The following is a 12,738-nucleotide window of genomic DNA, read 5'->3' on the forward strand; positions in this document are numbered from 1 at the left end:
GCCAGCATCGTCGCCAGCAGGCCGTTCGCCTACCACGTTCCTCCAACACCCATGACCAGCAGCACCAAGATCACCACCTCCACCGACACCAGTTGCTGCAGCCCGACGGCCACAAGCACCCCTGATACCCCTGACACCAACCGCACCGACGTCAGCCGCGGCGTGCAGGAGTACTACGGCGCCACCCTCAGCAGCAGCGCCGACCTGCGCACCGACGCCTGCTGTGACGCCAGCAGCGTGCCGGCGGCCCTGCGTCCGCTGCTGGCCCGCATCCATCCCGAGGTGCTGTCGCGCTACTACGGCTGCGGGCTGGTGGTGCCGCCGCTGCTGGAGGGCCTGCGGGTGCTGGATCTGGGCTGCGGCAGCGGCCGTGATGTGGTCCTGCTGGCCCAGCTGGTGGGACCTAGCGGCGCGGTGGTGGGCGTCGACATGACGCCCGAGCAGCTGGCGGTGGCCCGGCGGCACCAGCGCCACCACGCCGACCAGTTCGGCTTCGCCAACGTGACGTTCCTGGAGGGCCGCATCGAGCAGCTCGAGGATCTGCCGCTGGAGCCCGGCAGCTTCGATCTGGTGATCTCCAACTGCGTGGTGAACCTCTCGGCCGACAAGCTGGCCGTGCTCAAGGGGGTGCGGCGCCTGCTCAGGAGCGGCGGCGAGTTCTATTTCGCCGACGTCTATGCCGACCGGCGGGTGCCCGAGGCCCTGCGCCACGATCCGGTGCTCTACGGCGAATGCCTCAGCGGTGCCCTCTATTGGAACGACTTCCTGCGCCTGTCCCGCCGGGCCGGCTTCGCCGATCCCCGCCTGGTGAGCGACCGGCCCCTGGAGATCACCGACCCGGAACTCGCCGCCCGCACCGGCGCGATCCGCTTCTTCTCCGCCACCTACCGGCTGTTCTCCATCCCCGAGCTGGAGGACGCCTGCGAGGACCACGGCCAGGCGGTGATCTACCGCGGCACGATCGCCGGGCACCCCCACGCCCTGCCCTTCGACAAGCACCACTGGATCGAGGCCGGCAAGGTGTTTCCGGTGTGCGGCAACACGTTTCGGATGCTGGCCGAGAGCCGGCTGGCACCGCATTTTGAGTTCATCGGCGATTTCAGCCGCCACTACGGCCTGTTCGAGGGCTGCGGCACCACCATCCCCTTCGACGGGGCCGCCACACCGAGCCCAGCAGCCACCTCCGTAACCACCTCCGCAACCACCTCCGCCACGACTGGCTCCTGCTGCTGAAGCTCAGCGAACGCCTGGACCCGGCCAACCGGATGGCCTCGAGGACTGCGTCCTCAGTCCACCAGCACCGGCAGTACGGCCCTGCAGGGCCGGCACTCCAGCCGGATGGGCAGGGTGCTGCGGTCGAACCATCGCTCGGGCCGCGGCGACCGCACCAGGCGCTTGAGCAGGGCCGGGATGGCGAGCAGGTCCGGCGGCGCCTGACGCAGCGGCCAGGCACCCGGCTGCCGGTAGAGCCGGGCCTGGAGCTGGAGGCATTCACCCTGGTTTCGCCAGAGCCACACCCCACCGAGCTGCACCCGTCCGCGCCAGCGGCTCACCTGCTCGGGCCGCAGCGTCAGCGGCCGAGGGCCCAGGCAGGCCGAGTGGATCCGCAGCGGCCGGTCGTGCTCCAGTCCATCGCCGGCCTGGGCTGCCTCAGGCCAGCTCACCTCCACACCACCCTCGCTGATGGCCGTGAGCCTGGCGGGCCAGCGCCTGGCGCCCTGCTGCAGCTCCACCCCCACAGCCTCCGGGCGGAACCACACCGCGGCATCGGCGGGGGAACGATCCCAGCAGGCCCGCAGGGCGGCCATCAGGCTGAGCACGGCTATTGCGCTCCACAACAGCGGCAGCAGCGGGTTCGGGCCGCGCAACAGCAGGGCCAGATTGAGCAGTTGCAGGCCCAGCAGCATCACCAGGGGCAGCAGCAGCGAGAGGGCAGGTCGCGGGCGGCCCGCCGTCGCCGCTTTGGGCGTCACCTGAAACGCCCTCGGGCGTCCCCGCACGGTGCTGAGAACGGCCAGCAGCAGCGGCACCAGGAACACCCAGCGGTACAGCTCGGGCATCAGCGCCGAGCGGGAGCCCTGGCTGAACCACCGCACCAGCAGCAGCTGGGCCAGCAGCAGCGGCAGGGCCACGGTGAGAGCCCCCTGATCACGCAGCAGCAGGGGAGACACCCCCAGCAGGCCGTAGCTCAGCGGCATCAGCAGCAGCACCAGCTGCGGAATCACGTTCAGCCAGTGCAGGATGCCCTCGAGGAAGGCCAGCCTCTGCAGGGGGTTGAGTCCGGCGATGCGCAGCGGGCTGGCCGTGGTGCGCAGGGTCTGCAGGGTGCCGCTCGCCCAGCGGCAGCGCTGGCGGGCCATCGCCTCCAGGCTGGGGGGGGCCAGGCCGGCGCTGAGCTTCTCGTTGAGGTACAGCGCGCGGTAGCCGGCGGCCGTCACCCGGATGCCGGTGGCCAGGTCCTCCGACGACGTGGCGGTCTCGAAGCCGCCCACCTGCTCCAGCGCCGCGCGGCGCATCAGAAAGGAGGTGCCGGCGCACACCACCGCGCCCACCCCCTGCCGGGTGGGTTCGATCCAGCGGTAGAAGAGTTCCTCATCCGGCATCAGCCAGCGCTCCAGGCCCAGATTGCGGATCACCGGATCGGCGTTCATGTAGCTCTGGGGTGTCTGCACCAGGCCCACCCGCGGATCGTCGAACAGGCCCACCGTTCGCCGCAGGAGATGGCGCTGGGGCATCACATCGGCATCGAGCACCAGCAGCAGATCCCCCTGCAGATGGGGCAGGGCGTGGTTGAGATTGCCCGCCTTCGCATGGCGACACTCCGACCGGGCGAGATAACGGCAACCCAGCCGCCGGCACAGTTCAGCCAGCTCGGGCCGTGCGGCATCGTCGAGCAGCCACACCTTCACGCGCGGGTAATCCAGAGCCAGGCAGGCCCGCAGGGACCGCTCCACCAGCTCCAGCGGTTCGCCACGGGTGGGCACCAACGCATCCACTGCCAGCAGGCGCCGGGGATCCCAGACGATCCGCTGCTCGAGCTGACGCGCGGCCTGGTCGGCCTCCGCGGCGACGGGGGGCTCCCGAAACCAGGCCAGCCAGAGCTGCAGCAGTCCATGGCCCAGCAGGCTGAACTCCGCGGCCAGCAGCAGCAGGCTCAGGGCGGCGGCGCTGGAACTGGTGAGGTTGAGCGTGGCGCCGACCCGCCACGCCAGATAGTGCCCGCTGAGCAGGGTGACCATGGCGATCGCGCTCCGGCGTGTCCCGACCGTCCGGGCGGCCTGCGGCCGGCGGCGCAGCAGCCAGGCCCACACGCCCACCAGCAGGGCGGGCACCACCTCCAGAATCCCGTCGTCAGGCGAGAGGCCAGCGGCCATGCCGACGGCCGCCAAAGGCAGCACGGCCAGGGCCCAGGCTCCGCACCGGAGCGGCGAGGCCATGCCCGCGCTCGGATGACGCCCAGGCATGGCCTGGGGAACGGTGCTCAGCATCACGATCTCCTGAGCGTTCAGGGTTGGGCCGGGGCGGCCGCCGGGCACTGCCGGGCCCCGAAATCACAGGCGTAGATCGCCGGTTTCTGCCAGTGCAGGGGGATTTCCAGCAGATCGCGCGGGCCACTGATGCCCTGGGCCAGGAACACCAGCGCGGCGAGGACGTTGGCGGAGAGATGCAGCCGGCGCCAGCGCAGGCTGCGCTGGGTTTCCGGCTTGGCCGCCATCGAGAACAGCATCAGGCCGCAGAGGCCGATGCCGCCCCAGAAATGCGACTGCCAGAAGGCAGGCTGGAAGGGGTTGTCGCCCAGCCGCCACACCTCCGGCTGCAGGCCCAGACCGATCAGACCGATCCAGCAGAGCAGCGCGAAGCTGCCGCGGTAGACGGCGCGCTTCACCAGCCAGAGGCAGCTGAAGCTCACGGCCGTGCCGGCGGTGACCAGCGCCAGCAGCGCCATCCGCGCCAGGTCGATCGGGCCGTCGCCCAGCAGCACCTTGCTGAGGATCACCACCACCAGGGCCACCAGCACGGCGGCCACCACCGCCGCAGTGAGCCAACGGCCCAGGTCGGCGTGATCCCGGCCCGAGGTCACCGGCAGCTTCGTCTGCCCCAGCCGCCGGGCACGGGCCTGCAGGCCCAGCCGCAGCACCATGCCGAGCAGGGGGTAGACGATCACCACGGCCGCCGCCGGATGGATCAGCCAGAACCAGTCGACGGTCTGCAGAGCCACCACGCCGGCCGGGGGAATGCCGAAGGCCGGCAGCATCGCGATGCTGAGCGCTGATGAATACGCCATGGCGGAAGGACGGCGGAGGATGTCCGGTCGGTGAAGGGTGTCCGGGCAGGGCCGGTCAGTGCGGATACCGGCGGCGGGCGAGATCGGATTTCACCGTAGGCAGCGCGTTGCCGCACCGCGTTGCCACACCGCGTCGCCGCACCGCGTCGCCGCCCCGTTCCTCCCCCGGGCGCGATAGCCATGCGGGCGGACGTCGAGATGGGAACCCCACGACGAAACAACACGGCGGCATCCTTGGCCGCGAACCTGAGACCAAACCCTCCATGAGCTGGGCCGCAAGAGATTCCTCACCAGATGTTGATTGCCCGGTGCTGGCTATGCGGTAGGTTGAGGGCTGATGCACAACTCCACATGCTCACTGGCTCCGAACTGCTCGCCAAGGTCAAGGAACTCGGCGATGCCAGCAAGTCCGAACTCGTGCGCGAGTGCGGCTACGTGAGCACCAAGAAGGACGGCACCGAGCGGCTGAACTTCACCGCTTTCTATGAGGCCCTGCTGGAGGCCAAGGGTGTGAGCCTCGGCGAGACGGGCCAGGGTCGCGGCAAGGCCGGCCGCAAGCTCAGCTACGTCACCAAGGTGCAGTTCAACGGCAACCTGCTCGTCGGCAAGGCTTACACCGCCCAGCTGGGCCTGGAGCCCGGTGATGAGTTCGAGATCAAGCTCGGCCGCAAGCAGATCAAGCTGATTCCCATCGGCGCGTCCGACGAGGAGGAGTGATCCGCACCGGCGGTGCGGCCTCAGGTGGTGGCGGCTGGCCTGGCCAGCCCCGCTGCGTAGCTGCCGTCTTCCGTGCCGCACAGCCGATCCCAGAAGGTGAAGTAGAGGCCGAGGTGCAGCGCCGGCCGCCGGTGGTGCAGGGAGTGGTGAGCCGGTCCGATCACCCACCGGCCCAGCAGGTGGTGGGGAAAGCGCCGGGGCAGGCAGTCGAGGTCGAGGTGGTTCACGATCGCCCACACGGTCATCGTGCTCAGCACGGCCAGCAGGGTGATCAGGTGCAGGGGGATGAGCATCACCACCACCACCAGAAACCCTGCCTGCACCACGGCCTCCGGTGGGTCGAAGGCGAAGGAGGTCCAGGGTGTGGGCCGGTGCGAGCGGTGATGACCCTGATGAAACCAGGGGTAGAGCGCCGGGTGATGAAACAGGCGGTGGGTGGCGTAGAACACGCCGTCCTGCAGGATCAGCACCAGGAGGTAACTCACGCCGAGATACCACCAGCCGTGGCTGTCGGGCCTGGCGTAGAGGCGGGTGAGGCCCTGGGCCTGCAACCACAGCACGGCAGCGGCGGCCAGGGCGAACACCCCGGCGGAGAGCACCGACAGGCGGATGTCATGAAGGATGCCGGCGCGCATCCGGCGCCGGCGCTGCTCCGAGGCCGTTGCTGCCGCGCCCGGACGCCACACCCGCAGCAGCCACCAGATGCCTCCGGCGGCCAGGAAATAGCGGGCAAGGATGATCAGGAACAGCGCCAGGCTGTCGGCACCGAAGGATTGCCAGGCCCCCCACCGCCCGATCACCTCCAGTGCCGGCAGGGCATCAGGCAGGGGCTCCAGGAATCCGATGGCGATGGCGCGGTCCGTGTTCCGTCTCGGCCCAGGGTAGTTGGGCCGGTGGACAGAACAAAGCCCGGGGCGCGGGCCCCGGGCTTGGCTTCGCTCAACAGGTCATCAGCGGGGTCGGCCCCTGGGATGGCTGCCTTTGCGATCGGTGGGATCGTCAGATCTTGATGGCCAGATCTGCAGGGTCTTCAGTTGTGGGCGGAGCTGCCTGGCGATGGCCCTGGGGCCATGGCTCTAGCGGGGTTTCCCGTTCGGTCCGGGGCACCTGTGGCTGGGCCGTGAATGGTGGCTGAGCCGTGGGCGGTGCAATGGACGGCGACTGTGTGACACGCCGGGGAAACCAGGGATCCTTTGAGATTGTTGGAGCAGGGTCCGAACGTCAGTTCGCTCCTGAGGCCTGCTGGGGTGGGGTGTCGTCCATCAACTGGAGCCTCCTGATCCCGATGACCACAGGCTCCATCCGCCGGGATCGAAACGCAATCGGTGTTTATGCCTGCTTCCAGCCCGCTGGCCGACGCCAGCGGGCGGCCGGGGCTGCCATCCATCGCGCCGGTGGCTATCGATGGTGAATGGGGGATGCGGCGAATCGGATGCCGTCCCAGCCCGATGCCATCTACCTCCACGCCAGGACCTGCACGCCATGAATGAGGCTGTCCCCACCGGTCGTGTGCCGCTGCTGGTCAGGTCCACGCCGCTGCCCCTCACGGGTCCGGCGACACCACTCCGCCATGACAACAGCCTGCGGCGCTGGTTCTCGCGCAATCTGGGCCTCTGGCGCTCGCGCCGGCTCTACTTCTTCGCCGATGAGGAGGTGCTGCGGGTGGACATGATGCTGCGCGTGGAGAGTTTCGATGAACCCACCGAGGGCGAGTCGGCCTACCGGTTCAGCTGGTGGCCCGAAGAGGAGCATGGCTTCTTCCAGCGCAAGCCCCGCTACGTCCCCGAGGGCACGATGGAGGCCTATCTGTTCGGGCACCAACTGCGGCGCAGCCGCGGCTACCTCTGCGGCTCACCGACCCGCAGCCACATCCGCCAGGTGGATGAGCACGAGATGGGCTTCGCGTCCCACTACCAGGAATGGGACATCCTTGAGCACATCAGACTGATCGATCAGGACCGCTATCGGGCGCGCTCCATCTACTCCTGGCGGGACGGAGCGCTCGAACTGGCCGAGACCCACCATGAGATCCGGGTGGAGGGGCCTGGCGGTGAGGCCGCTGCCCCGGTCTGAGGGGGCCCACTCGCGGTTCACCGCTAGAACGGAACCAGAGGGACGGATCAGGCCCATGCTCACCCTGCTGAAATACAGCACGCCGGAGTGCCCGGTCTGCCGGACGATGGCCACCTTCGATGCCAGGGTCGCGGAAGAGCTGGCTGTGGCCTATGTGGTCGTTGACCTCACGTCCCCTGAAATCTACCGGCGCTACCGAGGAATTCTGCTCCAGAAGTATCCGTTGAAGCGCGAGCTGAAGCTGCCCACCTATCTTCTTGTCGATGATCCGGAGGGCGACTTCACGATCCACGGCGACATCTCCGGCGGTCTGCCGGAAGACCTGTTTCGCTCGCGCCTGGAGGCGCTCGTGGCGACGGCTTCCCAGGCAGACTGATCCGCCTAAGTCTGTTCCACGAGGCTGATGTGGCTGAACAGCGTGGTGACGAAGGCAAACAGGAGGAAGGGCAGAGACAGCACAAAGATCAGGACGATCACGCCAATGCCTGCCACAGGATGGGAAGCCGCCAGCAGCGCAAGCCCGGCGCCGAGACTCAGAAAGACGCCGAGGAGCCAGATGAGAATCTGCCCATAAATATCACCATAGCTCAACGTGCAGAGAACAAGATAGCCTTTTTCGGAGTTCATGATTGACTGTTGTGACGAGAATCGTTGCCTGGGCGTCGTGAACACAAGTGCTCAGCCCCAGTCCGCCTGAGAGTGGCTGCCAAGACCCCTGAGCAGCCCTCACCTCAGGACAGCCATCATGGAGGCCAGTTGACCCCGGGGAGATCCGGCTTCGCCCCATCGCCTGGTCACGCTTGCGCAGGCACACCAACTGTAAAGAATCCGTGCCGGGGTTTCTGTCAGCCTCCTTGAGTTGCAGGATGAAGCCAATCGGATTGGAGAGCGACGCGGTGGCCTTGCGCGATGAAACCTGCATCCCCTGCCGTGATGGCGGTCCCACACTGGATGCCGAGGAGCTGGCGGAGTTGAAGGCCGAACTGCCTGGATGGCAGGTGATCGATGGTCATCACCTGCACAAGCACCTGGAGTTCGCCGATTTCCGCACCGCCCTGGACTGGCTCAGCCGCGCTGGTGCCATCTGCGAGGAGCAGGGGCACCATGGTGATTTCCGGGTCGGGTGGGGCTATGTGGATGTCGATGTCTTCACCCACAAGGCGAATGGGCTGACGCGGGCGGATGCGGTGCTGGCGGCGAAGTTCGATGCGATCGGGTCCAGTGAGGTCCGGGGCACCTGAGGGTCCTGATCAGGACAGCCCCCGATCCCTGAGAATCACTGCCACGGCCCTGGTGCTCGCAGCCGATGCGGGTGGTGATTCTCGGCAATGCCGGCTCCGGCAAGACCACCCTGGCCCGCTGGCTGGCGGAGAGATCCAGGGCGGAGCGCCTCGATCTGGACACCGTTGCCTGGGAGCCGGGCCAGGTGGCGGTGCCCCGTGAACCGGCACGGGCCCGGGCCGAGGTGGAGGGCTTCTGCCGCAGCCACGAGCACTGGGTGGTGGAGGGCTGCTACGCCAGCCTGGTGCGCGCCGCCCTGGTGTTCCACCCGCGGCTGATCTGGCTGGATCCCGGGGTCGAGGTCTGCCTGGCGAACTGCCGCTCGCGGCCCTGGGAACCGCACAAGTACGCCTCGGCCGCCGAGCAGAACGCGCGGCTGCCCTTTCTGCTGGAGTGGGTGGCGGGCTATGACGAACGCGATGGCGAGCTGGGCCGGGCCGAGCACCGCCAGTGCTTCCTCAGCTACGACGGACCGCGCATGCACTGGGTGGCGATGCCGCATCTCGGCGACCTCGCCGAGATGCCCTGGTCCTGAGGCGGCAGCCGGGAGCCCCGGGCTGGAGCCCCCGGCCTGGGGATTCAGCCGGCCTGCACGTCCACCACGACGCGGGCGCCGTTGCTGATCGTGTTGAACACCGGCGAGAACGCCGCCAGCTCGCGGATGCGCGGCAGGTCCTCGGGCCTGGCCTTCACCCGGAACCGGGCCCGGATCTCGGTGTAGCCCTTGGGCACCTCGGGGGCCAGGCCGAGGAAGCCGCGCAGGTCGATGTCGCCCTCCAGTTCCGATTCGAGGGCTTCGATGACGATGCCCCGCACCGCCGCATGGGCCACCATGCTGGTGGTGAGGCAGGAGGCCAGGGCGTGGAGCAGGTGCTCCACCGGGTTGGCGCCCTCATCGTTGCCGGCCAGGATCGCCGGCTCGTCCGCGTCCAGCAGGAACGTCTGGCGGTGGGGGATGTCCTGGCGGGCGCCGTGGAAGTCGGTCACGGTGGTGCGGTTGTGGGCACCGCCGAGCCAGGCGTTGCGGGCCCGGAAGCGGCAGGCACCGAGCCCTGGATCGTCCTTGATCTGCTGCACCGTCGCCATGAGGGTGTCGAGATCGACGCCGTTCACCTGACGGCTGGTTGGGGTGGTTGTGGTGGTCATGGTCCTGACTCCATGCGATCGCGGAATGCCGCAGCACTCCTGTGGGATGTCTTCACTCAAGGACGCCGGCTGCCTCGGCGGACGATGCAAACCGGCCATGAGCGGGCCATTCGGGCCAGATCGGTGAAAGATGAGCAGAACCACTCAGCCGCACGGCCCCATCGACGCGCAGAGCGCGGCCATCCCGGCACCAGCGACATGCCGCCCTTCAGCGGCTGTTCCAGGCCCTGCCGCACCCGGCCGCAACAGACTGTTACAGTTCTCTTAACACCGCTTAACAAACGTGTCCGACTCCTCCGCCCGCTTCGGCTTCAGCGCCTTCGCCGAAACCTGGAACGGCCGCCTGGCCATGCTCGGCTTCGTGATCGGCCTGGCCACCGAGCTGCTCACCGGCCAGGGCATCCTCTCCCAGATCGGACTGGGTTGATCGCCATGAGCACCGACTACACCGCGGCCATCGCCGGCGTCACCGCCCTGGTGATCCTGCTCACCGGGATGGTGGCCTTCGTTCTCTCCCGCCCAAGCGACCTCGCCCCCTACGAACCCCGATGACCAACACCCCTGCCAACGACAAGTGGTTCCAGGACCGCGCCACCCAGCAGATCCACATGGATCAGCTCAGGCGCGCTGAGCGCTTCAACGGCCGCGCCGCCATGCTCGGCATCGTGATCGGCGTGATCGTCGAGGGCCTCACGGGCTTCGGTATTGCCCACCAGATCGGCCTCGGCCCGCTGGTGGACGGCTATGCCGCCTGCCGAACCCAGTTCCTGCCCTTCTGCTTCTGACGCTCCCGCAGGCAGCGGGAGTGGGAAGGCTGGTGAAGGCGCCGCCCCTCCAGGGCTCCATGTTCTAGTCGTGCAGCACCACCACGTCCGGGCCCGGCCGGCCGCCGAGGCCATGATCGTTCGTGAAGGCTGGGGTCGCCCGACGGGCTCCTTCTGCACACTGGAAACCAGGCGTCAGCGTTCCACCGACGCCGGCATGAGCGCCGTCCCTTCGCCACGGCAGCTCCGGAGAACCCCCGCGCCAGGCGGGGGTTTTCTGTTGGCGATGCCTGCTCCATCCGTTCTCCCCCGCCATGCCTAAGGGCCCGGGCAGCGCACCCGGCCCATGACCCCCTCCACCCCCACCGTCTCGACGGCCAGCCGCTGACCCGTACCCTCCAGCCGCAGGCGCAGCGGCTGCAGCCAGGTGCTGCCCTCCCCGGAGAGTTCCGTGATCACGGCGATCTCATCGCGGCCCCGGGCCACCACCGCGAGTACGGGCCCGCTGCTCTCGTAGAAGCTCAGCCGGCCGGCCTCGATCCGCAGCCACGACTCGTCGCTCGGCCCCCTCTGGCACTGGCGCAGCTCTGCCATCCACAGCCCCTGAAATGGTGCAGGGATCTGGTTCAGGCGTTCAGCCGCCGGGGCAGCGGGGGCCGCAGCGAGCATGGCGGCGAGGACGAGCGCGGAACCGGTTTTCGGGACCAGCATCGGTGGCAGCTTGGGGGAACCTCCATGGTCCTGCAGGCTGCAGGCTGCCTCCCGATCCGCGACAGGCAGAAATGCCGGTCGGTTTGCCGCACTGACACCCAGCTCCGGCGGATGTATTCATGAATCAGAGGCCACGACCCGGGCGGTGCAGGTCCATAACCCGGCAACCGGCCCAAAGGCGCCCGCAACGGGGCGCCTTTTTCATGGTCACCGCGCCGCCAGGAAGGGTTCTCGAGGTGAGCCAGTGGATTGCATGGGTGTGACCGTCCGGTCGGGGCCCGCCGGGGATGGCACCCGGAAAGATCCTGTCACACCTCCGAACAGGTTATGCATGCTCGTTCACGGGGCTTATTGCTAGGGTCTAGCAAAGCTTGTCAATGGGGGCTGCATGGACGACGACTATCGCGATGATGACTACCAAGGTGACGACGACTACAAGGACGATGATTACATTGGCTCATCGCCTGCGCCGTCGGGCTCCAGCAGCAGCAACGACGACGATGACGACGACTATCGCGGGTCCGGCGGCAACGATGATGACTACCGGGGAGGCACAAGCTCGCTAGGACTTGTCGATGACGATTACGCGCGTCGTCTGTTCAGGGATGACGACTACATCACGGGGCAGCGCATTCGAAAGCGTGATCTCAAGGATGATGATTACAGCTTCCTGCCCTCGTCAACTGACCGTCTCTATCAGGGTGGTCGCCGTCGCGATAATCTGATTGGCTCGGGCAGGGGCGTGGAGGTCTTCGTCGGCCGCAGGCGGGATGACAATTTCCTGCTTGGCAACCGCAGGCGCGACTTTTACGACGACGACTATCGGGGTGGCGGCCGATCAAGCTATGGCGTCATCAGGGATTTTTCCTTCCGTCAGAACGACACCATCTTCCTGCATGGCAAGCGGAGAGATTATGTGCTCTCCAATGTCAGGGTCGATGGCATCCGAGGTGTCGGCATTGCCCTCAAGGGCGGGAAGCGCGACGATCTGATCGGCGTCATCCAGGGACAACGCTCCGGAGCCTTCAATCTCTCGGATTCCTCGGTGTTCCAGTTCTTTGGTGGCTAAGCCATCAGCAGAGGTCGGGCCGTCCCAGGCCCGACCCTGGCGACTTGCCATCACCGGCGCCAGCGGCACGGGCAAGACCACTCTCGGTCGCGCCTTGTCCGAGCGGCTTGCCCTGCCATTCATCAAGGAGGACATCGGCGAACTCCTGGATGCCCAGGCTGAGCTCAGCCGCCTTGCGGGGCGCGGCAAGCTCAGGCGCTCCCACTTCTCCAACCATGCCGCGCTCTGCCAGGAGCACATCGAACGCCAGAACACACGATTCGCCCAGCAGCCAGGCTTCATCTGTGATCGCTTCGCTGTTGATGTGCTGGCTCGGGTGTTGCGCCCCCCTTTCGATCGAGTAGGCGAGGAGTGGTTTAAGACCCTGCTGGACCTCACCAAGCAACAGCTCGAGAGCCTCGATCTGATTGTTGTGACCCCCCTCAGTGACTGGTCCTTTCAGCCCTCAAAGAACGACATGGGCCGGGAGCGGATCGTGGCGGTGCTGCCGAAAACCCGCATCCACAGCCTCTACTCAGGGCTCTGTGTCACCCTCGGTCCTGAGCGGACGTTGTTTCTGCCGGCTGGTGACACCCGCCACGAGATCTGGATTCCCCTCATCCTCAAGGCTTTGGGTGCTGCATCGCTGAACCCTTGTCAGACCTGAGGGCTTGGCTGCGCTGCCTCTTCGAGGACAGGCCCGCCGCGCTCAC

16 protein-coding genes are annotated in these 12,738 nt (G+C 67.5%); 10 read left to right on the top strand and 6 right to left on the bottom strand.

The window, feature by feature from the left end; genetic code table 11:
- The first annotated feature begins 51 nt into the window (after positions 1–51).
- Positions 52–1,233 (top strand): methyltransferase domain-containing protein, encoded by a 1,182-nt coding sequence (locus tag KBY90_RS07625; protein ID WP_254967937.1) that lies wholly within the window; start codon positions 52–54, stop codon positions 1,231–1,233.
- A 53-nt stretch (positions 1,234–1,286) separates the two neighbouring features.
- Here the strand turns inward: KBY90_RS07625 and KBY90_RS07630 are convergent, their stop codons facing one another.
- Together KBY90_RS07630 and KBY90_RS07635 are read right to left on the bottom strand one after the other, a co-directional pair.
- Positions 1,287–3,437, bottom strand: coding sequence for a glycosyltransferase (locus KBY90_RS07630; RefSeq protein WP_254967938.1), 2,151 nt, complete (start codon positions 3,435–3,437; stop codon positions 1,287–1,289).
- A 68-nt stretch (positions 3,438–3,505) separates the two neighbouring features.
- The gene (locus KBY90_RS07635) at positions 3,506–4,213 is read right to left on the bottom strand and encodes a DUF4079 domain-containing protein (protein WP_254967997.1); all 708 of its coding nucleotides are present in this window, start codon (positions 4,211–4,213) and stop codon (positions 3,506–3,508) included.
- Positions 4,214–4,636: 423 nt separating this feature from the next.
- Here KBY90_RS07635 and KBY90_RS07640 point away from each other — a divergent pair, with 423 nt between their 5' ends.
- The gene (locus tag KBY90_RS07640; protein ID WP_254967939.1) at positions 4,637–5,002 is read left to right on the top strand and encodes an AbrB family transcriptional regulator; all 366 of its coding nucleotides are present in this window, start codon (positions 4,637–4,639) and stop codon (positions 5,000–5,002) included.
- A gap of 20 nt (positions 5,003–5,022) precedes the next feature.
- On the opposite strand, the gene KBY90_RS07645 is transcribed toward KBY90_RS07640, so the two are convergent.
- Positions 5,023–5,802 (bottom strand): sterol desaturase family protein, encoded by a 780-nt coding sequence (locus KBY90_RS07645; RefSeq protein ID WP_254967940.1) that lies wholly within the window; start codon positions 5,800–5,802, stop codon positions 5,023–5,025.
- 682 nt (positions 5,803–6,484) lie between these two features.
- Here KBY90_RS07645 and KBY90_RS07650 point away from each other — a divergent pair.
- Together KBY90_RS07650 and KBY90_RS07655 are read left to right on the top strand one after the other, a co-directional pair.
- Positions 6,485–7,075, top strand: a complete 591-nt coding sequence (locus KBY90_RS07650; RefSeq protein ID WP_254967941.1) for a hypothetical protein — start codon at positions 6,485–6,487, stop codon at positions 7,073–7,075.
- Between the two features lie 55 nt (positions 7,076–7,130).
- A complete protein-coding gene (locus KBY90_RS07655) occupies positions 7,131–7,451 on the top strand; it encodes a thioredoxin family protein (RefSeq protein WP_254967942.1) in 321 nt (106 codons plus the stop codon).
- A gap of 5 nt (positions 7,452–7,456) precedes the next feature.
- Here the strand turns inward: KBY90_RS07655 and KBY90_RS07660 are convergent, their stop codons facing one another.
- A complete protein-coding gene (locus KBY90_RS07660) occupies positions 7,457–7,702 on the bottom strand; it encodes a hypothetical protein (protein ID WP_254967943.1) in 246 nt (81 codons plus the stop codon).
- A 254-nt stretch (positions 7,703–7,956) separates the two neighbouring features.
- On the opposite strand from KBY90_RS07660, the gene KBY90_RS07665 reads away from it, so the two are divergent.
- Both KBY90_RS07665 and KBY90_RS07670 read left to right on the top strand, forming a co-directional pair.
- The gene (locus tag KBY90_RS07665) at positions 7,957–8,316 is read left to right on the top strand and encodes a 4a-hydroxytetrahydrobiopterin dehydratase (RefSeq protein WP_254967944.1); all 360 of its coding nucleotides are present in this window, start codon (positions 7,957–7,959) and stop codon (positions 8,314–8,316) included.
- Between the two features lie 65 nt (positions 8,317–8,381).
- Entirely contained in the window at positions 8,382–8,891 is a 510-nt protein-coding gene (locus tag KBY90_RS07670) for a hypothetical protein (RefSeq protein WP_254967945.1), read from the top strand.
- 44 nt (positions 8,892–8,935) lie between these two features.
- Here KBY90_RS07670 and KBY90_RS07675 read toward each other — a convergent pair whose 3' ends face one another.
- Positions 8,936–9,502 (bottom strand): OsmC family protein, encoded by a 567-nt coding sequence (locus KBY90_RS07675; protein ID WP_254967946.1) that lies wholly within the window; start codon positions 9,500–9,502, stop codon positions 8,936–8,938.
- 283 nt (positions 9,503–9,785) lie between these two features.
- Here KBY90_RS07675 and KBY90_RS07680 point away from each other — a divergent pair, with 283 nt between their 5' ends.
- Positions 9,786–9,929: a chlorophyll a/b-binding protein gene (locus KBY90_RS07680; RefSeq protein WP_254967947.1), complete on the top strand. Its 144-nt coding sequence runs from the start codon at positions 9,786–9,788 to the stop codon at positions 9,927–9,929.
- 121 nt (positions 9,930–10,050) lie between these two features.
- On the top strand, positions 10,051–10,287 hold the full coding sequence (locus KBY90_RS07685) for a chlorophyll a/b-binding protein (RefSeq protein WP_254967948.1): 237 nt from the start codon (positions 10,051–10,053) through the stop codon (positions 10,285–10,287).
- A gap of 297 nt (positions 10,288–10,584) precedes the next feature.
- Here KBY90_RS07685 and KBY90_RS07690 read toward each other — a convergent pair whose 3' ends face one another.
- Positions 10,585–10,860 carry a hypothetical protein gene (locus tag KBY90_RS07690; RefSeq protein ID WP_254967950.1) on the bottom strand — a complete coding sequence of 92 codons (276 nt, stop codon included), beginning with the start codon at positions 10,858–10,860 and terminating at the stop codon, positions 10,585–10,587.
- 505 nt (positions 10,861–11,365) lie between these two features.
- Between KBY90_RS07690 and KBY90_RS07695 the strand changes: the two genes are divergently transcribed.
- Both KBY90_RS07695 and KBY90_RS07700 read left to right on the top strand, forming a co-directional pair.
- Positions 11,366–12,046 (top strand): hypothetical protein, encoded by a 681-nt coding sequence (locus KBY90_RS07695; RefSeq protein WP_254967951.1) that lies wholly within the window; start codon positions 11,366–11,368, stop codon positions 12,044–12,046.
- The gene (locus KBY90_RS07700; RefSeq protein ID WP_254967952.1) at positions 12,039–12,692 is read left to right on the top strand and encodes an AAA family ATPase; all 654 of its coding nucleotides are present in this window, start codon (positions 12,039–12,041) and stop codon (positions 12,690–12,692) included. Before KBY90_RS07695 ends, KBY90_RS07700 begins: the two co-directional genes overlap by 8 nt.
- Positions 12,693–12,738: the final 46 nt, after the last annotated feature.

The sequence above is a fragment of the Cyanobium sp. CH-040 genome, from assembly GCF_024346135.1.
Lineage (GTDB): Bacteria > Cyanobacteriota > Cyanobacteriia > PCC-6307 > Cyanobiaceae > NIES-981.